The sequence below is a fragment of the Paenibacillus sp. 32352 genome, assembly GCF_002042965.1.
GTDB lineage: Bacteria > Bacillota > Bacilli > Paenibacillales > NBRC-103111 > Paenibacillus_S > Paenibacillus_S vulneris.
In genome coordinates, this window is record NZ_MZNT01000002.1 from 599823 (window position 1) to 622216 (window position 22394).

General features: G+C 47.5%; 18 protein-coding genes. 13 read left to right on the top strand and 5 right to left on the bottom strand.

Annotated features, from left to right (window positions below; translation table 11 throughout):
- Nucleotides 1–14: 14 nt before the first annotated feature.
- Entirely contained in the window at nucleotides 15–971 is a 957-nt protein-coding gene (locus B1728_RS06960) for a Gfo/Idh/MocA family protein (RefSeq protein ID WP_079909449.1), read from the top strand.
- Between the two features lie 312 nt (nucleotides 972–1283).
- Nucleotides 1284–2582 (top strand): MFS transporter, encoded by a 1299-nt coding sequence (locus B1728_RS06970; RefSeq protein ID WP_079909451.1) that lies wholly within the window; start codon nucleotides 1284–1286, stop codon nucleotides 2580–2582.
- Nucleotides 2583–2770: 188 nt separating this feature from the next.
- On the opposite strand, the gene B1728_RS06975 is transcribed toward B1728_RS06970, so the two are convergent.
- Complete coding sequence (locus B1728_RS06975) at nucleotides 2771–4132, bottom strand: WD40/YVTN/BNR-like repeat-containing protein (protein ID WP_144027782.1); 1362 nt, start codon at nucleotides 4130–4132, stop codon at nucleotides 2771–2773.
- Nucleotides 4133–4339: 207 nt separating this feature from the next.
- On the opposite strand from B1728_RS06975, the gene B1728_RS06980 reads away from it, so the two are divergent.
- The 5 genes from B1728_RS06980 to B1728_RS07000 all read left to right on the top strand — a co-directional run bounded on the left by B1728_RS06980 (nucleotide 4340) and on the right by B1728_RS07000 (nucleotide 10427).
- Complete coding sequence (locus B1728_RS06980) at nucleotides 4340–6097, top strand: sensor histidine kinase (protein ID WP_079909453.1); 1758 nt, start codon at nucleotides 4340–4342, stop codon at nucleotides 6095–6097.
- Nucleotides 6098–6105: 8 nt separating this feature from the next.
- Nucleotides 6106–6882, top strand: coding sequence for a response regulator (locus B1728_RS06985; protein ID WP_079909454.1), 777 nt, complete (start codon nucleotides 6106–6108; stop codon nucleotides 6880–6882).
- Nucleotides 6883–7253: 371 nt separating this feature from the next.
- Nucleotides 7254–8585 (top strand): ABC transporter substrate-binding protein, encoded by a 1332-nt coding sequence (locus tag B1728_RS06990; protein ID WP_079909455.1) that lies wholly within the window; start codon nucleotides 7254–7256, stop codon nucleotides 8583–8585.
- A gap of 83 nt (nucleotides 8586–8668) precedes the next feature.
- The gene (locus tag B1728_RS06995; RefSeq protein WP_079909456.1) at nucleotides 8669–9550 is read left to right on the top strand and encodes a carbohydrate ABC transporter permease; all 882 of its coding nucleotides are present in this window, start codon (nucleotides 8669–8671) and stop codon (nucleotides 9548–9550) included.
- Between the two features lie 22 nt (nucleotides 9551–9572).
- Nucleotides 9573–10427, top strand: a complete 855-nt coding sequence (locus B1728_RS07000; RefSeq protein WP_079909457.1) for a carbohydrate ABC transporter permease — start codon at nucleotides 9573–9575, stop codon at nucleotides 10425–10427.
- 147 nt (nucleotides 10428–10574) lie between these two features.
- Here B1728_RS07000 and B1728_RS07005 read toward each other — a convergent pair whose 3' ends face one another.
- Nucleotides 10575–12824 (bottom strand): FAD-dependent oxidoreductase, encoded by a 2250-nt coding sequence (locus B1728_RS07005; RefSeq protein ID WP_079909458.1) that lies wholly within the window; start codon nucleotides 12822–12824, stop codon nucleotides 10575–10577.
- A gap of 130 nt (nucleotides 12825–12954) precedes the next feature.
- Between B1728_RS07005 and B1728_RS07010 the strand changes: the two genes are divergently transcribed.
- Both B1728_RS07010 and B1728_RS07020 read left to right on the top strand, forming a co-directional pair.
- Entirely contained in the window at nucleotides 12955–13737 is a 783-nt protein-coding gene (locus B1728_RS07010; RefSeq protein WP_079909459.1) for a helix-turn-helix domain-containing protein, read from the top strand.
- 665 nt (nucleotides 13738–14402) lie between these two features.
- Nucleotides 14403–14996 carry a YdeI/OmpD-associated family protein gene (locus B1728_RS07020; protein ID WP_079909461.1) on the top strand — a complete coding sequence of 198 codons (594 nt, stop codon included), beginning with the start codon at nucleotides 14403–14405 and terminating at the stop codon, nucleotides 14994–14996.
- 238 nt (nucleotides 14997–15234) lie between these two features.
- Here the strand turns inward: B1728_RS07020 and B1728_RS36715 are convergent, their stop codons facing one another.
- Nucleotides 15235–15327, bottom strand: a complete 93-nt coding sequence (locus B1728_RS36715; RefSeq protein ID WP_225948416.1) for a YjcZ family sporulation protein — start codon at nucleotides 15325–15327, stop codon at nucleotides 15235–15237.
- Between the two features lie 286 nt (nucleotides 15328–15613).
- Here B1728_RS36715 and B1728_RS07025 point away from each other — a divergent pair, with 286 nt between their 5' ends.
- The gene (locus B1728_RS07025) at nucleotides 15614–16219 is read left to right on the top strand and encodes a DUF2087 domain-containing protein (protein WP_079909462.1); all 606 of its coding nucleotides are present in this window, start codon (nucleotides 15614–15616) and stop codon (nucleotides 16217–16219) included.
- A 58-nt stretch (nucleotides 16220–16277) separates the two neighbouring features.
- Here B1728_RS07025 and B1728_RS07030 read toward each other — a convergent pair whose 3' ends face one another.
- A complete protein-coding gene (locus tag B1728_RS07030) occupies nucleotides 16278–17279 on the bottom strand; it encodes a hydroxyacid dehydrogenase (protein WP_144027783.1) in 1002 nt (333 codons plus the stop codon).
- 227 nt (nucleotides 17280–17506) lie between these two features.
- On the opposite strand from B1728_RS07030, the gene B1728_RS07035 reads away from it, so the two are divergent.
- Together B1728_RS07035 and B1728_RS07040 are read left to right on the top strand one after the other, a co-directional pair.
- Nucleotides 17507–18469, top strand: a complete 963-nt coding sequence (locus B1728_RS07035) for a DUF3895 domain-containing protein (RefSeq protein ID WP_079909464.1) — start codon at nucleotides 17507–17509, stop codon at nucleotides 18467–18469.
- Nucleotides 18470–19235: 766 nt separating this feature from the next.
- A complete protein-coding gene (locus B1728_RS07040; RefSeq protein WP_079909465.1) occupies nucleotides 19236–19979 on the top strand; it encodes a DUF975 family protein in 744 nt (247 codons plus the stop codon).
- Nucleotides 19980–20064: 85 nt separating this feature from the next.
- Here the strand turns inward: B1728_RS07040 and B1728_RS07045 are convergent, their stop codons facing one another.
- Entirely contained in the window at nucleotides 20065–20931 is an 867-nt protein-coding gene (locus tag B1728_RS07045) for a LysR family transcriptional regulator (protein WP_079909626.1), read from the bottom strand.
- A 135-nt stretch (nucleotides 20932–21066) separates the two neighbouring features.
- Here B1728_RS07045 and B1728_RS07050 point away from each other — a divergent pair, with 135 nt between their 5' ends.
- Entirely contained in the window at nucleotides 21067–22056 is a 990-nt protein-coding gene (locus B1728_RS07050) for a zinc-binding dehydrogenase (protein WP_079909466.1), read from the top strand.
- The last annotated feature ends 338 nt before the right edge of the window (nucleotides 22057–22394 follow it).

The window sequence follows — 22394 nt, forward strand, 5'->3', positions numbered from 1 at the left end:
TAAGGAGGAACTATATGTTACCCATCAAATGGGGTGTACTAGGTTACGCCCGTATTGCTAAAAATTCCGTCATCCCTGCCATTCTTAAATCGGAGAACAGCGCACTTCAAGCTGTAGCTACACGCAGTGAGGAGAAGCAGAACGAATGCCGTGAATTATTCCAATGTTCCCGTTTTTACAACGACTATGACGCTCTTCTAGATGATCCGGAGATCGACGCGGTCTATATTCCTCTGCCGAATTCCATGCATAAGGAATGGGCGATAAAAGCGATGCAAAAAGGCAAGCATGTTCTCTGTGAGAAGCCTATGGCCTTGAATGCGGCTGAATGTGCGGAAATGATCCGTACTGCGGAACAAAATCAAGTTCTTCTAATGGAAGCCTTCATGTATCGTTACACGGATCGAACGAAGAAGGTCCAAGAGATAGTGGAGAGCGGAGAAATAGGTGAGGTTCGGTATATCCAATCTACTTTCCGTTTCTTGCTGGACCGTCCGAATACGATCAAGGTTCAGCCGGAGCTGGGAGGCGGATCGTTGTATGATGTCGGCTCCTATCCTGTGAATTTCGTTGGAATGATCATGAACCAGCTGCCGGAGTCCTGTGTGACGGAATGTGTCAAGGAGAATGGGGTCGATGTCCTGTTCTCGGCACTTTTAAAATACCCTAATGGCGTGATCGCCAGCATTAGCAGCGGTTTTAATGCCTTCAATCAAATGAATTCCGAAATTATCGGTACGAAGGGCAGAATAGAAGTCCCTGATACCTTTCAGGGAAGCGATGGCACGATTCGTGTTGTCACTACGGAGGGAGTTCGCCAGGTACCGGTCGAGGAATCGGATCGTTACACCTTGCAGGTAACGGATTTTGCAGACGCTATTGCAAATCATCGCAAGCCGCTGGTGTCTCTGGAGGAATCCTACCGCAACATGCAGGTCATTGATTTATTATTGAACCAAATGAGGGGCTAAATCCCCAAAGACCCATTATAAAGTAAACAGCGCCGCTTAGGGCTCATCGTTGCAGATGGCTCCTGACGGCGCTTTTTTATCGTCTATTTGTAGCCTGTGCTAAAGAACAGAGCCTGCCTTTGGAGCTCTGCTAACCTTAAAGGCGGCAGCTACGAACAGTTGATTGATGGCAGCATGGATGACGGCATTTTTTTGTCCCTGATAGACAAGCTGGAAAAAAGAAGCATAAATCAGAGCGTTATGACTAAAAATAATAGGGTAATAAGAGACAGGAAGAAATTGCCGATTGTACAAGCCAGGAGGTTGGTATTGATGCCGCAACAGAACGAGCGGGCAACATCCCGAAAAATAACGGCCAATATTTTTAAAGGATCGGTCGGAAATTTAATTGAATGGTATGACTGGTATGTCTATGCAGCTTTTGCCGTCTATTTTTCCTCCGAGTTTTTCCCCAAGGGAGATGCGACAAGCCAGCTGTTGAATACAGCCGCCATATTTGCGGTAGGCTTCCTGATGAGGCCGATTGGCAGCCTGCTGCTGGGACAGTACGCCGACCGATTTGGACGCCGGGCTGCGTTGACGCTCTCTATCACCATCATGGCAGGAGGCTCCCTAATTATTGCTTTTACTCCGAGCTACAGCACTATTGGAATCTTTGCACCGATCATCCTTGTCATCGCACGGCTGCTTCAAGGTCTCTCTTTGGGAGGAGAATACGGCACTTCAGCCACCTATTTATCGGAAATGGCAAGCAGCGGCAGACGCGGTTTCTATTCCAGCTTTCAATATGTCACGTTAATTGCGGGACAATTGATAGCGCTTGGCGTTCAAATCATTCTTCAGCAGGTATTAAACGAGTCGGAGATGAAAGCGTGGGGCTGGCGTATCCCCTTCGTCATTGGGGCGTTCGGGGCATTAGCGGTTCTGTGGCTCCGCCGGACCATGGACGAATCGGACCAGTTCAAGAAGATGGACGCCAAGAGCCGGCAGAAGGCCGGAACCATCCGCGCCTTAATGAAGCATCCTAAAGCGGTGATGACGGTAGTCGGCCTCACACTGGGCGGAACCGTCGCCTTCTATACCTACACGACCTATTTGCAAAAATTTATGGTCAACACGGTTGGGTTGAATAAAGAAGTGGTCAGCTGGATCAACTTCATTGCTCTGCTGGTGTTTGTCGTACTCCAGCCGCTTGCCGGCGCGCTATCCGATCGGATCGGACGCCGCCCGCTGCTGCTTGGGTTCGGACTTTTTGGCACGCTTCTGACGGTGCCGTTGTTTCTGTTGATGGAGAGGGTGACCCAGCCTGTCGGCGCTTTTATCCTGATGCTTATCGGTCTCATTATCGTGACAGGCTATACGTCCATTAATGCCATTGTGAAGGCTGAATTGTTTCCAACCGAAATTCGAGCGCTTGGCGTAGGATTCCCTTATGGGCTTACCGTTGCGATTTTTGGCGGAACCGCGGAATTCATTGCTTTGTGGTTCAAATCGATAGGAAGCGAATCGCTCTATTATTATTATGTTGCTTTGTGCATATTTCTCAGCTTCATCGTGTATTGGAGGATGGGCGAATCCTCCAGGAAGTCTTACATAGAGAGCGAAAAATGAGTTCGACAGAAAAAGGTCCCGCGGGAAGCAGGGCCTTTTTTCTTTGTGTGTGGGCTTTTGAAATTCATGAACATCTGATAATTTGCTTCGGTACCTTGCTTACCGGATTCCACATTATTCCATAAGTTAGGTTACTCAAAAAGCCTGGTCCGCTATGTGGAGTTATATTTCGTTTTGAACAATGAGGCTTATTTCGGCTCCGCCCACGTTCGGCCTCCGTCTTGGGTAATGATCGTTTGGCCCTTCCGCAGCATCCAACCGTACCCGTCCGATCGTAAGAAAAATTGCTCTGTTCCTTCCAGATTTGTGTCCGTTTCGATCGGCTTCCAATCTTCCTTATTATAAACATCCATCGTATAGATCGTTTTCCCGTCAGTGGAGATCGCCCGGCCGTTAATCAGCAAATCAAAATGAAGCACCGGCGGAGCCTGCACATCCTTCAGACGGTAAGGGAGAGGCTGCCAGCTGTCTCCGCTGTCACGGCTTTCGTAAAGCACGTAGGCCCGATTCTCTCCTTTGACGAATTCCGCGATAAAGAGACCGTGATTATTGTTCTCTATATCAAAGACGGGTGGAAGCGTATTGGCGTAACCGTCTTTGAATTCATCAGGGATCTCAACATGCTGTAGACTCCAGGTTTTTCCTCCGTCTTTGGTGCGGAATAACGGAAAGGTATCCGGACCGTGATAGGTTGCAGTGATCCAGCCCTCCTGCGGAACGCGATAGGATAGGCCTGTCGGATACCCGTTGATTTTGTCCGTAATATCTCCGACCTGACTCCACGATTTGCCTCTGTCTGAGGTTTTGTACAGCATTTTGTACATCTGGCCCAAAGCAGGGGAGGAGGTTACGAGGACGTAGCTGGCATCAAAATAATTTGCATTGCTCTGAACAGTTACATCCGGAGATCCCTCCCAAGCCTCGGTGATAGGCAGGGGTGTCGTTTCCCAACCCGTACGTGTACCGGAGCCATCCTCGGTAGGATGAGTAACGAGAATTTGTCCTGAAGCCGTTCTGTAGAAGGCGAACCCCGTCATAGGATTTTGAAATTCAGCCTTAAGAAGCTGATCTTCTTCACTTACACCATCAGGTTCCTCCAACTCCCACGATTTCCCGGAGTCCCATGTATGCATGAGTTTCCCTTCCGAAACCCCGTAGCCTTCATTACCGCCCATGCCTGTTATATAGGCAATAGGTCCAGTCTGGGATTGCTGCGGCGGCATAGAAAGGATTTGCTCCACCGGGGATGAAGCTGGTGCTGGCGTTACTGCCGTACCGGGCGTTGAGGAGGGGACGACCGTAATTAACGGCAACGCTTCCGTAGTGATCGACTTCGGGATAGCAGGTTCGGGGGTCGCCGCAGCAGAAGGTTGAGGTGTTTGCGCCGGTACCGGTGTAATTGTACTTGTATTCGTGGATTGCTGCGCTGTCTCCGGAGACTTAGGCAGAGCGGTTGGCTGTACCGCAAAATCTTCCGGGTTAGCTTGACAGCCGCCTAGTAGTAAGCTTCCGGCAATGGTGAAGGTGAAAATAGATCGTTTGGGGGTCATAGCTTCCGTCACTCCTTTTTTCATACCAATTAGACGCAGCCTCCGCAGAAATGGTTTCAGTTCTAGCGGATCGTATGACAAATAAAAAGAACAAGAAAATGTTCTATTGAAATTCTTGATTTTGTTACTATACGCTTGGCGATTTCCTTGATAAAGTATAATTCAGCCCGGTCGTTTCACCCACAATGACAATGAGGAGCATCTCCTATGCGTTTCCCTACTACACGCTTTCTCCCATCAACAATTAAAAATAAGCTGTTTTTGGCATTTATTTTGCTGATTCTGCTGCCGTTTTCCATTCTCAACGTGTATAACTTCAAGAAGATGGAGGGGGTTCTCCGTCTCAAGGTAAGTGAGCAGAGCCAGGAGGAGCTGGAGAGGATGAAGCGATCGTTCGAAGAAATGATGAAGACGACCTTCCGTACCTTCACTCTGCTTGAACAGGATCCGAACATTTCCTCCATGCTGATCGATCCGCAAAAATACGATGCCTACGATACACAGGCAAATTTGGAAAATAAATTTAAAGCGATTACAAGCAGTATTTTCCTGGGAAGTCCTTCGGTCTATTACACGGTCCTGGATGCGAAGGGACATTACTATACATCATATAAGCCTCTTGAAATGCTGGACTATAAGCACTTTACCGGTCAGAGCTGGTATCGCGGGCTGATGGAAAATCCGCAAAAATTTCAATGGTCCCTGGAGAAAAATTATGTTCATAAGGATGAATCCACCAGCCCGCAGTTTCTTAGTGTCTCTACGACATTCAAACGAAGCGACGGGAGCGTATTCGCCTATGTCAAGGTAAGCATCGATTATTTGGACTGGTTCCGCTCGGTCACCGCGACAACCACCTCCTCTCAGGAGTATTTGCTGCTTGATGAGAAGCGGCAGGTTGTCGCCCAGAACGCTTCTACTCCTTTTGATGCAGGTGAATGGAGCGCACTGGCTCGTCATTCCTTCGAGAGCGGCTACGATATGAATGAGAATTATATATTGAATTATTGTTATATCCCCATGCTGGATTGGTATTTGATCAAGCAAGTTCCGAAGGATATTGTCTATGCGGAAATCGATAAGCTGAAGCGCTCTTTCTTTATTTCGTTCTTTGCATTTACGATGGCATTTATCGCGATAACGTTCTTGATAGCGGCCAAGATTACCCAACCGCTGAAGCAAATTCAGCAGAAAATGCAGGAAATGGTCCGCAAAAATTTGAAGGTCCGTCTGCCGGAGGATCGCTATCGCGGGGAATTCAAGCAATTGACTCAAACCTTCAACCAGATGGTAGGTGATATGAATGATTTGATAGCCCGGCTGAAGTCGGAGGAGCGGCAGAAGGAAGCGGTGCATTTTCAAATGCTGCTGTCGCAGACGAACCCGCATTTCTTGCTGAACACTTTAAACACAATCAAATGGATTGCACTCGGCAAACAGGATGAAGAGATTGCGGAAATCTGTATTAGCCTCGGCAAGCTGCTTGAAGCAAGTCTTAACTCGGAGGTCGATCTGATTCATTTGAAGGAGGAGCGGGAGCTGGTCGAATCGTACATTTATATCCAAAGCTACAGGTATAAGCAAAGCTATACGGTACATTTTGAGATCGAAGATTCGCTGCAGTTTGCTCTTGTACCTAAGCTGAGCCTTCAGCCCCTGGTCGAGAACAGCATCCAGCACGGTTTTGCAGGCATGAGAGAGCATGGGGAAATATGGATCAGGGCGTATGAGGACGGCGGCAGCCTTGTAGTACAGGTGGAGGATAATGGGGTTGGAAGGAGACGGGCGGAACAGGATAAGAAGCCGTCCCAGCGGCGCGGCGGCATCGGGCTCAGCAACCTGAAGCAAAGATTGTATTTGCTCTTCAAGGATAAGGCTGGTCTTCAGGTGGATGACTTGTCTTCAGGCACTCGGGTTCAATTTTCCCTGCCGATGCTGCTGTCTATGCCCTATCGGAAGGAGTGACGGTTCCTATGAGGACTGTGTTGTTAGTGGAGGATGAGGTGTTCGTGCGCGAATCCGTTCGTCGTATTATCGACTGGGAGAAGCTGGGATTTACCGTCATAGGCGAAGCAGGCGACGGTGAAGAAGCGTTGAGCCTGATTCGGGAGCATAAGCCGGACGTTGTCATCTCCGATATTATAATGCCCCGGTTGAATGGGGTCGAGCTGCTCAAGCAGGTGCGGGAGGAAGGGAACGATGCCCGCTTCATCATGCTCTCGTGTATGAGTGACTTCGATTATGTCAGGCAGGCCATGGAGTACGGCGCTTCGAATTATATTTTAAAGCTGTCCATGAAGGTTCAATCGTTGTATGAAGCTTTGGAGAAGGTAGAGCATGAGTTGAATATAAGAAGCCGGCGGGAAGCCTCCCGGACTTCCAATGCGTCTGAGAAGACATGCGTTCTAACCGATCACCCGGAGATGAACAAAATATTGACGTATCTTCACGAACGTTACCATGAGGACGTTTCGTTAGGGACATTGGCACAATATGTTGCTATGGACTTGAAGTATGTAAGCCAGCTGTTCAAAAAGAAAACCGGCGATACCTTCGTCCATTACTTGCACCGGCTGCGGATCGAGCAGGCCCAAAAGCTGCTTGAGACGACCCGGATGCCGATAAGTGAAGTAGGGGAGAAGGTAGGATTTCTGAACGATAATTATTTTATCAAAATTTTTCGCAGGTTTTGTCATATGACCCCTCAAAATTACCGGAAGCTGAAGCAGCAGAGCGCGGGAGTAGAATAGAACAAGATTTTGTTCTGAATCTGTTGAGAAACCTATAGAGCATGTACTTTGCCAATATACTCCGGTGGGGTATCCCTCTCCGGCCGCTGTTGAAACCCGTGAAAGGTGATTCTATTTAGCGGTATTTTCACGGGTTTCAAAGGCGGACGTAAACTCCTCCGAGGCAAACCCCACCTCCCTATGTAGCATAGTTCATGCAAAAAGGGTTTCTCAACAACCTGAGAACAAGATTTTGTTCTATTTTTTTTGAAATAAATGCAAGAAATCGGTCTATAAAGCAATGGATTTTGTTCATTATCGCAGCTTTCCGGCTTTGCTATAGTTAGCTATGTAATCGAGAACGACTTGAATTTCCAGGGAGGTCACGCAAAATGAACAAAAGAAACCTATCGCTTTCCATGCTTTCGTTGACTCTAGCGGCCGGTATGCTTGCAGGATGCAGCACTGGGGTGAAGACAGAGCCGCCCAAAGAGACGGCACAGGGGGGTTCAGCAACGGCACCGCCTGACAAGCCGATCACTCTTAGCTTCTGGGGCGGCGTACCGGCGGAGAATGGCCCGCAGGCCGTCATTGACGCATGGAACAAAGAAAATCCAAACATTCAAGTGAAGTATGAGCGCTATGTCAATGATGATGCGGGCAACCTGAAGCTGGATACCGCCTTGATTGCGGAGCAGGGAGTGGATATCTTCGTCAATTACACGACACCCGCTTTGAAAAAAAGAATCGATAACGGCGTTGCGCTTGATCTATCGTCGTTTACCGACTACAGCATTGATCAGAAAATGGGCCCACAGGCAGCTGAATGGAAAATTAATGGAAAATACTACGGGGTTCCTACCAAACGGAATATCTTTTTTATGTGGCTCAACAAGGACGCGCTGGACAAAGCGGGATTAAAAGTACCGACGGATTGGACATGGCAGGATCTTCAGGATTATGCAGCCAAGCTGAAAACGGATAAACGCTATGGATTGGTCCAAAGTACCGAGGTTTACCCGGATGCAATGGATGGGTCGCTCGCAGCCTCCAAATATGTCAAAGCAGATGGTACCTCCGATTTCAATAACCCGATTGTCGGTACATGGCTGGAAACGCTGAACCAAATGATGAAGGATGGCAAATCAACGCCGCCTCTCGGAGAGCAGCTGACGACCAAGATGCCGGTAGAAACTGTCTTCCTCAAAGGGGATGCAGCGATGCTCAATGCAGGAGAGTGGATATTCCGCAGCTCTAACGATAGGAAAGCGAATCCTCGAGAGTTTAAAATTGCCTTCGCACCGGTGCCTAAAGTGTCCAAGGATCAAACGAATTTCAAAATCCGCGGAGGCCTAGGAGATGTCATCTCTATCGCGGCCAAAAGTAAAAATAAGGAAGCGGCCTGGAAATTCCTTAAATGGTATGCGGACGGCGGGATGCTGCCGATGGCATCCGGAGGACGGCTCCCCGCATCCAAAGACGCCAACGTAGCCGAAGCGACGAAGCTTCTGCTTGGAAATGCTGCGGACACCTACGATCAGGAATCGCTCAATAAAGTCGTGTTCGGACAATTCGATACGTATAACCGTGATTTGCCGCAGCAGGTTCTTGATCTGCGCAGAGAAGAGTATGAAAAGTTCTTCCTGGGCAAGCAGGACATTAAGGGGACCCTGGATACGATGGCCAAACGTCATAATGATTTTTTGAATCAAAATAAAAAGTAGAAAGCCGCAAAAGGAGGCTCAATGCAGGAGCTTCCTTTTGTACTAAATGAAGGATAGATTCAGAAATGCCGGGAGGTCATCACATGAACAACAGCTGGATGAAACGTCAGAGAAATATCGGGATGCTGTTTATTGCGCCGAACATGCTGGGCGTTCTCGCCTTTTATATACTGCCTGCTCTATTCTCGCTAGGGCTTGTGTTTACGGATTGGAAATTCGGGAACCCCGTCTTTCATTTCATTGGTCTGGACAATGTCAAACGGCTGCTTCATGACGAGTTGTTTTATATAGCATTGAAGAATACGGCGATCTTTTTGCTCTCCGTACCGGTGTCCATGATGCTTGGCTTTATCGTCGCCATTATTTTGAACAACATGGTGTACATGAAAGGACTGCTGCGGGCCATGTACTTCATGCCGTATATTACAAGCGGTGTGGCCATAGGGTTCGTCTGGATGCTTCTGTTTCATCCGACGCAGGGGCCGATCAACCAGTTTTTGACGAAAATCGGAATACAGCATCCGCCGCAATGGTTCGGGTCAATGGAAACGTCCATGTACGCGATGGATGTGATCTGGATCTGGTTTCTGCTCGGATATAACATGATTATTTATTTGGCGGCTCTGCAGGAGATATCGGGTGACTTATTGGAGGCGGCCAGGATAGACGGGGCGCATAGCTGGACGATCATCAGAAGGATTGTGTTCCCGCTTGTAAGTCCTACTACCTTCCTGCTGCTGATTACGGGCTTGATTATGACGATCAAAACCTTCGGCATTATTGAAGCGACAACGCAAGGAGGGCCTGGGAACAGCACGACGATTTTATCATTGTTCGTTTACAAAACCGCCTTTTCATACTACGAAATGGGATATGCCTCGGCGATCTCCTGGGCATTGTTTCTTATTATTCTCTTTATCACGCTGATCCAGTGGTATGGACAGAAAAAATGGGTTCATTATTAACGGAAAGAGGGTAAGCAATAAAATGACGGGCGGACAACAAAGGCTGCAATTGAAATCCATTCCTATAGGGAAGCTGCTCTTAACTCTAATCATGCTGGTTCTGGCGGTGTCAACCGTACTGCCTTTTTTGTGGATGATCAGCACTTCCTTCAAAACGCCGGCAGAAGTCTTTGATTACCCGATATCTTGGATTCCGAAGCATTGGGTAATGGAGCATCATGAAAAAATATGGCTCGGGGAAAACAGCTTCATCAGGTACTATTTGAATTCGCTCAAGATAGCGATTGTATCTACGGCGGGAGCAACCTTCCTATCGGCGTTCGCCGCCTACGGGTTCTCCCGGGTGGAATTCAAGGGCAGGGATGCATTGTTTGTACTTTATTTATCCATGATGATGGTGCCTCCCCAGGTGCTTTTTGTACCCAAATTTATCATGTTTAACTGGTTCGGCATTTATAATACGCATTGGGCATTGATATTGCCCGGTATGTTCACGATTCTCGGTGTGTTTCTGATGCGGCAATTTATGATCTCGATTCCGAAGGAAATATCGGAGTCGGCCTTTATCGACGGGGCAGGGCATTTTCGAATCTTTTGGCAGCTGATGCTACCATTGGCGAAGCCGGCTCTTGCTACTCTGGCCATTATTGATTTCTCATGGCATTGGAACGATTATGAGAACGCGATCGTCTTTTTGATCGACCGGAAGCTGTTTACCGTACCGTTAGGACTGCAAAATTTCATTCTGGAGTTCAATATTGACTATAATGGCATGATGGCTGCAACTTCGGCAGGAATCATCCCGATTCTGATTGTCTTCCTGCTGGGGCAAAAGTATATTATTCAAGGCGTATCCAATACGGCGGTAAAAGGATAAAGCGTAAAGATCCACTCCGGTGCAATAGCAGAAGGAGTGGATTTTTTGCGTTATGCGCGGAATGCATACAGTAACATGAGGGGCAACATAAAAGGAAGCGCCCTTTATGGTTTTTCATAAGGGCGCCTAATCTATTAACTGATTAGTTTACTCGTAGCAGCGAACCTCGACGATTTCCGCCCGATCGCTGCCGTTTGTTGAACTTATCACGATCCGAAGCTTGCCGGTGGTTACGGCGGCAGGGAGTCTATGGATTTTTTTGCGGATATGGTTGCTCTGCTCTTCCACTAGCGTAATCCATTCCTCCTGAACCCATGCTTGTATTTTATAATCTTTGACAAGCTCTGGAATGACTTCGAACGGGGTACGGTGATGGTGAAGATTGATTAAGTCCTCATTCACGTCGTCATTGAAGGTGATGTGTATGCAGCTGATCCTGGCGGGCTCCTTCCAATGCAGCTCCAGCCATTCCGGCTTGCCTTGCGTCATAGGCTGTGACGACCACATATGCGGCCCCCCGTAAGGACGGAGATAGCCGTCTGTCGCTTTGGATGCGGCAAGTGCATCGGAAGGGGAACGAAGCTTGAAGCAAAACGGACTTCTAACGAAGGATTTGCCGCTCCACTCGATAACAGGTTGATGCTGGTGCATCTCCCCGAAATCATGAGAGCTTTGTGCATCCATCGCATGTTGGAAGGAAAGTACGCCGCTTAGCGGGCGATCCGACAAATGCAGCGATAGATCCGGATTATGCTTAATGATGATAAAAGCATTCTGTGCTTGCTCCGGATGCCAGCATAGATCCGCCGCAATCCACTGCTTAGCACCTGCAGTAACGCTAACCTTGACGGAGGTTACGTGCGTATGGGGGACATAGTTTTGAGGCATCCCTGTGCTCCACAGCTCAAGCTGAAGCTCAGTCTCACATGCAGCGTCGACAAGCAGCTCGATACCTTCCATGCAGGGATCGACAGGTACGATCAAGCCGTAGTCCTTAGCCATTGCAACTGCTCCTTTGGATTGTACCAACTCAAGCTGCGTAAGCGAGCTAGAAGCATTCACCTCTGCGCGAAGCGCCAAATCTGACGCATCGGTGTTGTTCAGGCCGAGAACGGATGCATCCTGGCGCAGCAGCGTCTGCTGAAGCTCGTGCAAGTGCTCGGCGTGTAGAAGACGGGGAGTAATATTTTTCATAGAGCACAACGCGGCCCCGGTTCCCGCTGCTTCTCCCATGACCGCACAGGTTGCCATAACCCGGGTCGTGCCGAATGCCACATGGGAAGCACTGATATTGCGGCCTGCCATCAGCATATTGCTTACGTTGGCAGAGTAGAGGGACCGGAAAGGAATATGGTAGCTTCCATCCATATGCATATGCTTGGACCCCTTGGAGGTCGAGTACATTCCTTGCGGAGGATGAAGGTCGATGGACCATCCGCCGAAGGCTACGCGGTCCTCAAACTCTGCCTGAGCAATCACATCATTTTGATTCAGCACGTAATCGCCGATAAAGCGTCTATATTCTCTTTTGCCTGGTAAGGAGCCAATCCATTCCAATGTCAGGTTGTCGGCATTGAAACGGCCTGAATTTTTGATGTAATCCCAAATGCCATAAATAACCGAAGACAGCTCGTCACGAATTCGCTCATTATCATGAACGGTGTCCAATTCTCCGCCCCATTCGATCCACCAGTAGGCGCAGCCATTATCGCCGCTTCGAATGACACGGTTTAAGGGAATCGGAGTTCGGGTAATATCCTTGGCAAAGCTCGGCGCTATATATTTCACCGGATGCCCGGCATCCTTCGTATAGAACAAGAGGGTGCTGCCCAGCGTAACCTCGTCACTTACTAACGGTGCCCATTCTTCCTCGTACTCTTCCTGAGCCTCCCTGCCGATGCGGTACTTGGCCCCCGCAAGAAAACCGACGAGCCCATCTCCGGTGCAATCGAGGTACATTTTGCTTTCAAAGCGAATGTTCCGTTCTGAGCCCATCATCCAGCCGGTAACCGATGTGATCGTGCGATTGTGTTCATCACCGGCCGCTTCCACTTCATGTACATCCGTATTAAGGAAGAGGGTTATATTGCTTTCCGCCTTCACCTTCTCCAAAATGACCAAATCCCATAGATACGGGTTTCCATCGATATTGCGGTACTGATTTTCCACAAACAGCTCCCCCATAATACCGGTTTCACGAGCATACCGATGAACGCCATGGGAGGTTGCGCCGCAAACCCAGACCCGCACCTCGCTGCTGGAATTCCCGCCCAGGACGGGACGGTTTTGCACGAGAGAGACGGTTTGACCTAGTCGCGCCGCAGCGATAGCGGCACAAACACCGGCCAACCCTCCGCCGATCACTGTAATATCCGAGACAATGGTTTCATATCGCATAGTTCCGAGAACACCTCACTGTTGAATTATTATATATCCTTGATTTCATTGTAAGATACATCATTTTCTTTTTACATACATGGAGTTACAATAGACATATACTTTATTTCACAATTAAGCAGGTGGTTTTTTGTCATTCCGCGATATGGAGTTAAAGCTGATTTCGCATGTGTATTGGTACCAAAAGCCCGAATTCATGCTCCCATCCGATACTTATCCTTGCTGGACTTTGTTTGCGGTAGAGGACGGCCGATTTCATTACTCTATAGGGGAGGAGAGTGGAGAGGCCGGGTTTGGCGATATGGTTCTTTGCCCGCCTAACATGCCTTTTATCAGAAGAACGCTGGAGCCTTTAACCTTTCATTTTCTTCAATTTGTATGGCTGATGGAGCCTTCTTATTTGGAAGAAGGACGATGGAATGGCAAGCTTACCGTAAGAGATACGGAGCGTTTGAGTTCTAACTACAAATATTTGAGGACAATAACCGGGTGGGATGAAGTGAGTATGCTGCATAAGCAGCACATGCTGAGCGATATGCTGAGACTGGTTATCCTGGAGCAAGGTGCCCGGGATGTTGGGAGTACTCAACGCGACACACTTATGGATGAGGCTAGAAAAAGGTTGACCGAAAGAGCCTACAACAACTTCTCCATGAAGGAATTGTCGGATCAGCTTAAGCTTACACCGGTACAATTCACTCGCAGATTCCGCAAAGCCTTTGGTGAAACTCCATCAGAGCTGCTGAACGAAATCAGGCTTACCCGAGCCAGGCATTTGCTGGAAGGGACGACGCTGAAGCTAGACGAAATCGCCGAGCAGTGCGGATATGAGAACGGATTTTATTTGAGCCGGGTTTTCTCGAAGAAAACCGGAATGCCTCCATCTGTATATCGGAGCTTGTACAGGGTGTAGGGAAGAATGGCGGCGACAATATTGGAAAGATAATCCCCTTTGGTATATACTGGGATTTACGAGCTTGAGAATAGGTTCTCGCATTAGGAATCTTACCAAAAGGACTGAGCGATATGAGGCTTCCATACAAAATAGGGTATATCGGCTGTCTTGTATGGCTGTTATGTTTATTTTGCGCCTTCGTCATCTGTGATGACTATGACGATTTGATGATGACCTGGATTGTTGTTGCGACGGCCGTAGGCCTGATCCTATTTCCTGCCTATTTCATTGCCGTTCTTGTCTTTTATAGCTTGAGCTGTTTCGTTGTAAGAATCCGACGGGGGGATTAAGGGGGAAGGCGCCACTCGAACTTGGAGGAAAATGGAGAGTTACATAAAAATAACGATTTTTGGAACGAAATAGCCGATTCATAGTCTGCCAAAACAAAAAGGACCGCACATAGCGGTTTTTTACTTTTATAAAGTGATTATCCGGAATCCAATAACGAACGGTTTGCCAAAAACAAGCAATGATAAGGTGTCGTGTTTTTACAATACAGGTTTTCTCGATTTTGATAGGATAATACAGATCAAGACTTATTTCGCAAGGTGGGGTAGTGCACACTTGAAGTGGATTAAATTGATGAGGTTTGTGTCCGCTTGAATGATTAGGAGGCGATCCATGTGGTAAAAAAATCAAGTGACTTGCCGGTCATTTCCTTCGCCGATCCGCTGTCTTTTGAGAGCTGGCTCGAAGTGAATTGCGAAATCTCACCCGGCATCCGATTACAGATTGCGAAAAAGAACTCCGGCGTCGTTACCATTTCCTATAACGAAGCGCTCGAAGTTGCCTTATGTTATGGATGGATAGACAGTCAGAAAGAAGCTTTCGATGAGAAAACATGGCTGCAGCGGTTCACTCCGCGCGGGGCCAAAAGCATCTGGTCGAAAGTCAATAAAGACAAGGCGGAACTGCTGATCCTAAACGGGAGAATGAAGACTCCAGGATATAAGGCAATTGAAGAAGCCAAAAAGAACGGGAACTGGGATAAGGCCTACGAATCACAAAGCATCGCCTCACTGCCTGAGGACTTCGCAATCGAGTTGGAGCGCAGCGCCAAGGCTAAGGCGTTCTACGATACGCTTGACAGACAAAATAAATACGCGATCTTGTTTCGAATTCACAATGCCAAAAAGAAAGAAACTCGAGAAAAGCGGATCCGGCAGTTCATTCAAATGTTGGAGGAAGGCAAAAAAATCTATCCTTCATCCTCTTAAGACAGATGAACAAGAATCAGAAATCGTTCCAAACTTTACACAAATTATGACAAAGAGATTACAATGAAGACGGACTAAAAACCGGATGCCGCACTTATTATGCAGTACCCGGATGTCATGAAGGGGCCCGAGATAGATGGTCAAGAGACTTAGGCGAATCAGAGAGCCCCGTATACAGTAAGTTGAATAAAAAGGGAGACGGCCCATGTTCCAGTTACTAAGAGCATGGGCTAAAAAATTAGATAAAACAGCCACAAAGGACAATGACTAACAGAATATAAAGAACCAAAATAGTTCCAGTGCTTGTAAAGATTCCACCTACACCACCCATTTTGAATCCTCCTTCCAATTTGTCTTGAGGTTGTTACCCCAAAATCAGGTTATGCGGGATACATATCTAATGTTTGGACGTTTGTCATGGGGTCACATTTATCATTGAGAAAATGCTCGAAACAATACCAAGCGATGTCTTTCATCCTGGCACCTATCCCAACAAGATGAAATTTAGACAGTAAGTACGAACAAAAACCATTGACAAATGCATTGAAATGGGATAAATTGTATTTTAATCAATATCTAATTAGATGAATATTTAAATTAAAAGGTGTGATACTAGGATGCAGTTAGATAAGCTCGTCACTTACCACAAGGCACTTGCAGATCCTACGCGTATCAAGATGCTGCTCCTGCTTGCGGATGGGGAGTTGAACGGCCAAGTACTGGCCGAGAAATGCTTCTTATCGGCGGCTACGATTACTCATCATGCAGCCAAGCTGAGAGAAGCGGGATTGATCAATGAGCGAAGAGATAAGAATACGATTTACTTCTCCCTCAATCATTACTTTATCAAAAGCAATGCAATGGCAACGGTCGACTTCATTTATAAGAAACAGACGGGAACAGGAGGGACGGAACCTATGGATGAGAAAAACAAGCGTTTGGCGGCTTCGGTGATCAAAAATTTTATGACCTCCGATGGAAGATTGAAGCATATCCCGGCACAGCTAAAGAAAAAGCTGATCGTACTTGAGCATTTGGTGCTTCAGTTAGAGCAGGGGCGCCGGTATTCGGAGAAAGAAGTGAATGAATTTATTAAAACGTATCACGATGATTTTGCTACGATCCGCAGAGAGTTTATTATGCATCAATTTTTATATAGAGAAAATGAGGTCTACGAAGTGAATCCGCGTGAGCTGTGGGCTCGGTGGGAGACGCTCGCATAAGGACAGAGGAGCTGTAAAGAAACCGGATGCCCTGCAAAGTGCACCCGGTTCTATTCTGTCAGGCCATGGTTTCCAGCATTGGCAGCGTAACTTGATATTGAAGCGCTTCCTGATGCAAGTAACGTCGAAACTCTTCTACAATATATTGCGCCATGCGTGTGACTTCAGACGGGTTGCTGCCCGCGATATGAGGGGTTAATATCACATTATCCAGCTGCAACAGTTCACTGTCCGGCCGAACAGGCTCGGGATAAGTGACATCCAGCACCGCGGTTCTGGTCGGCACATCCCGTAGGGCCCGGGCTAAATCTTCCTCAACGACCTGCAGGCCCCGTGCAGTGTTGATGAAGGTTGCGTTGGGGAGCATGAGGTCAAAATGCTCTTTATTTAGCATACCGACCGTTGCCGGGAGGTTAGCCAAGTGATTCGAGATGGTGTGGCATTCAGAGAATATTGCAGTGAGCTCTTTCTTTTGAACCCCTAGCTTATGTGCCGCAGCTTCGGGCAAAAAAGGATCAAACACATCGATGTTCACCTGATAGGGCTTTAACAGCTCAATGACCTTCTTGCCGATCATGCCGGCACCAAGAATTCCGACGCGGGCATTCCAATTCCCGGGGAACGTCTTGGCATACATCGAGGCTTCGCGTCTATTCGATTTGCACATCCGGGCGCTTTGATAAAAGCCCTTATTGGCCAGCACAATCTGTGCCGCCGTATATTCGGCAACCGGAACGGCGTTAGCGGCCCATGCACTCACTACAGTAACATTTTGATGGAGAAAAGGTCTTGCAAAAAACTGTACACTGCCCGCTGCATAAAATAGCGCTTTCAAATTAGGCAGGTAATGCTGAATTTCTTCGCGGGTCAGCAAGGACATCCCCCAAGTAGAAAAAGCGACTTCGATCGTTCTCAAAGCCGCAGCATGCTCCTCCAAATTGTCCTTGTGAATGATGGCCGGATAGAAATCCGCCAATGTGCGAAGTTCCTCCTGAATGTGACTGTTATATACCCCGTGGATTCTTGCTTCGTTTCCTATAAATATAGCTCGCTTCTTCACTTCATCCCACCGCCCTAGAAATACGTATGGTCACAAGAGGCTGGTCGTAGCTGCTATCTAACCCTGATTATACATCAGAATGTTGGAATAGTATCGGTCATGTGAGCTATTTATTTTGGAAAATAGGTACGTATCGCAAACTTCCCCCAATACATCGTTCTCTTTTGTTATAATGGAAGAAACTAGAGCAGAATGTAATTTTGACTTACAGGTAAGGATGTGTAGCGATGATGAAGATTTATACCGTGGAGGAAAGGGATTCGCTTCTGACCAGACTGAATGACCGGCAAAGGCGGTATTTGCATGAGGATATGCTGAGAGGACGGCGAACGGTTTTTGCGAACGTAATGTCCCGTCAAAAAGGATATTTTATTCCTGAAGGCGCTTCGTTCGAGGATATTGAACAGTTATTAACTTCATGGGTCTATGTGAATTATATCGATGCGGGTCATGTAACTTCCGAGTTGAAATGTGAATGCGGAAGAGCCTTGAGGTACCAGCATATTGTGCAAAATAAAGAAGATGGAACCATCAAGAAGTTCGGTATCGATCATTTGCAGCTGCACACCGGAATTGACGCCAAAATTGTGGCAGAAATCTTAAAAGGCTTTGACGCGATAGACTTCGAGCTGGACGAGCTTCTAGCCAAAGTGGAGAACGGGTGGACCATTGAACAGGAACGCCTTCCCGACTTGCAGGAGCTTGAGCTTCCGAAGGATATACAAACACATCTGGAGCTTGAGCTGCCCTTGCTGGCACGCCAAGTAGCCCGCCTTCGCAGGCTGGCTAATGAGCAAATCGTGTCCAGAAGCATGCAAACAGCAAAGAAAGACATTTCCCACGTGCCGCCTCAGGCAGAGGATGACATTATTCAACTTGATCTATTTGCCATGGAGGAGGCATCACCTGAAGCAGCTGTCAAGAGCAGTGCGGTTGGCTCGGGTTCCATAGACCAGCTGACAGACAAGCAGAAGCTGGCGATATTGAAGATGCTGCAGGAAGGGGTATCCAGCGCACGTACCTTATGCGAGCTGCTGATCAAGCAGCATGGCGCCTCGGGACAACGATTCGAGTATTCAATGACCCAAAAGCCGCAAATCTACCCGATTGTCTGCATGTTCGTAGATTCTTGCAGCAATGCGGTACTGGTCCGCGGCAATCAGGAAGACCGGTTTTATGAATGGGTTTGACCGGTTGCCCTTACGTAATTTATTGTTAGGCTTGAACCAGCAGCTGTTCGTCCTTGCATGAACCTCCCGGAGCTTTGAACCCTAGCGTACAAACAGTTCTCATCGTTGTACATGATTCCAGTCATGTACATTTTTTGTTTAGAACGGATACTAAGTCCGTTCTCAGAGTTCCAATCGGGCTACCACTGATTTCCGTCGACGGCAACCACCCATGTCAATGGGATATAGGTCACGTCTTGGAGCTTTCCTGGAAAATAGTTAACAAATGTTGGATAACTCGTTATACTTAGAAAGGTCAGTTCGTTACGAAACTTCCTGATAATGGACAATTCATGTACATAACGGACAATAGGTGGGAGGCGGCCAGATCAGCGTTCTGAGGCTTCAATCAACATAGGCGTGATGAATGACCTAAACAATCGTGACTCTGGTCCCTGTGGTTATGGAGCTGACATCGTTATAATGACAACGAACTTGTAAAAAAAGGAGGATAATGGATTTGAAAGGAAGGCGCAAGAGGCTTGTATCCTTTACTTTTGGCAGGTGAAACGATGGTGCCTTAGTGGAATCCCGGCGAATGCTTGAGTTCTACGCCTTCCTTCGGGGGCATAACATGATAGTCGGGGCCGAACATTCTTATAGGGGACAAGGAAAGCCGAATGGCACTGAACGATAGATCGGCAACCGGAATCTTACATGCCTGAGATTTGCTAGGGGATAACCACCCCTGACTAATGATATTATGAAAAGGGAGGAGACTGCAGGGATGTGGACTCGCAAACAACTGAAAGACAGAGCAAAGAACGTACTTAGAACTTCGTATTGGAAGGCGTTTCTAGCCAGCCTCCTGCTGGGCGTTGTAACCGGCGGACTTCCAAGCTGTTCATTCAATGGCGGAGGAAGCGGGAAAAATCAGGACTTTCCTTTCTTTTCCGGAAATCTTGGCGATGAATTTGACGGCTTCATGTATGCTATTCTGGTTGGCATTATTGTGGTTGCTATTATCGTAGTTCTTATTTCGATAGCTCTTCGAATTTTCGTTTGTAATCCTTTAGAGGTGGGCATACGGAAATATTTCACGCAGTCGGCCCGAGAGGATGTCAACATGAACTACATGGGCTACGGCTTTTCGAAAGGGAACTACGTTGTCATCATGAAAGCGATGCTTTGGCGCATGTTCCTTAACTTCCTCTGGTACCTGCTGCTCATTATTCCGGGTATCGTGAAATACTACGCTTATAGTATGACACCGTACCTGTTGGCAGATCAGCCTCATCTCGGAACCAAGCGTGCTGTAGAGCTGAGCAACAGGATGACGAGAGGCCACAAATGGAGAATGTTCGTATTGGACCTTTCCTTCCTCGGCTGGTACCTCTTGGGGACGATCGCCTTGTTCATCGGGGTATTATTCGTTCTGCCTTATGTGAATGCCACGCAGGCGGAACTGTATTTGGAGCTTCGCCAGCGGGCCATGGATGATGGAATCATCGATAGATCGGAACTGGAGTAAGGAAAGAAGCTGTCGAGCGATCGGCAGCTTTTTTTGCACTCTAAAATATCTAAATTTTTGGGGTCTGATGGACCAGCCCTGATCGTCAATTAAGAAACTTGGATGACTCAATGAATTGAACAAATTTTAGCAGCGCGCTGGTGTATACCGATTCCCGCTTATACACAAACCAAACCTGCAATTCCCGATACCCTTCGGGAAGGCGGTGGGAAGCGATCAAGCCTGCCTCTTCCGCTTTGGAAATCGATGATTTTGGCAACAAAGACACACCGAGGCCAGAAGATACCCCGTTTAGAATGACCTCCAGCGTTCCAAACTCCATAATGTTTATGGAGGTCAATCCGCTTTCCCTTAGAAAATGCTCAGCCTTTGCTCGATGAGAGCAGCCGACGTCAAAGAACAGCATTGGTTTGGTAAGCAAAACATGGACGTCATGGTTCCCCGGTTCCGAAATAAGCACCAATTCATCTGTATAAACGGCAACATGCTCTATTTCTGCCAAGTCGACGGGTCCGTACACAAACGCACCATCAAGATCAAATTTAAGCACTTTCTGCAGAAGGCTGTGAGTTTCCCCTGTAATAAGCGAAAGATGAACATCGGGGAAATAGGAGTGATACTCGGTCAATAATGGGGCCAGGTGAGAGGCCGCTGCCGTTTCAATGGAACCTAACCGCAAGGGGCCGGTGGGATGCTCCGAGTATTGTGTTGATTTTATTGCTTCGTCCATTAAAGACAAAATTTGATCTGCATATTTCAATAAATTTTCGCCGGCAGGTGTCAGCGTCATTCCCCGATTGGACCGGTGAAAAAGGGGGACTTTCAACTGATTCTCAAGATCCTGTATCCGGGTGGTTACATTTGATTGAACGTAGTTCAAGATTTTAGCGGCCTTTGTAATACTGCCTTCACGAGCGACAGTTTGAAATATTTTCAAATCACTGATTTCCATTTCCATATCACCTGCTTGGTATGACCATTTTTGATAGTCACATTCGCTTTTGATCATTTTACAGGATTTTATCCTCCCATTACAATTTTTTTGTGGGTCTTCAGAATAAGATTCAGATGTGAGGGAGGAATAGAGATGAAAGCAATCGTACATTCCGGCCAAAGAGGCTTGAACGGATTAGCTTATAAAGACGTTATTGAAAGACAGCCTGGATATGGGGAAGTAAAAGTAATGCTGAAATCAGCCGGCTTGAACCATCGGGATTTGTTCGTTATGGAAGGCCGAGGAGAGCAGGATGCTCCCCTGATTATCGGTTCGGATGGAGCCGGCAGGATTGTAGAGATAGGCGAAGGTGTAACTGGTCTTACAGTGGGTTCTGAAGTGATTATAAATCCGTGTATCGGGTGGGAATCCCCAAATGAAGTTCCTTCGGTTCCATCTATTGTTGGTGGCCCGTCGGATGGCACGTTCACAGAGTACATCATCCTTCCTTCCCGCAATGTGTTCATTAAGCCGGCGTACTTGTCATGGGAAGAAGCGGGCGCCCTGCCTTTGTCGGCCTTGACAGCCTATAGGGCATTATTTACGAAAGGACAGCTGCGGCAGGAAGAGCATGTTCTTATTCCCGGCATTGGAGGCGGGGTAGCAACCTTTGCGATGCTCATGGCATTAGCGGCAGGGGCAAGAGTCAGTGTCACATCACGACATGAAGAGAAAAGACAAGCCGCCCTCGCACAAGGGGCTCATTTTGCGTTCGATACCCATTGCAACTGGAAGGAAAGGATGAACGGACGCACCGTGGATCTCATTCTTGATAGCATCGGACCTGCAACGTTTCCCAAATACTTTGATGTCATAAAACCAAACGGCCGGATCGTGACATTTGGAGCAAGCTCGGGGGATCGGATAGAACTTCCAATCCGTGACATTTTCTTCCCCCAAATCAGTATCATCGGCACCTCCATGGGAAGCAGGGAAGAGTTTGCGGATATGCTGAAATTCATGGAACAGCATTCGCTTCACCCGATTATTGATCGAGTCTATCCTTTACAAGACACGCTTCAGGCCTTCCACCGAATGCAGCAAGGGGAACAGCTGGGCAATATTTCGATAAAAATAGAGTAAGTAGTTTTGAAAAACACGAGTCTGTCAGTGCATGCCAAAAATGGCTTTCGTGCATCGATATTCCAGGCATTACGGAGTGACTGATCACTCAACAAGAAAATTTGATTATAATCAATTTATCGACTTGGTTCTCATTGACAGGAATTAGCGAGGCATGCTAACGTTCTTGGTGTGCCCTGAAAATTCCAATTGAAGAAAGGAGAGGCTTCCATGTTCCCAAATGCATATCGGATCAAAAGGTATCACGGAACGATTGCATATGACAGATATGGCCTCCCCAGCGACTGAGCGACAACGAAGAGCGAGCGGATTCATGGTATGCTCTATTCATAGCTCGC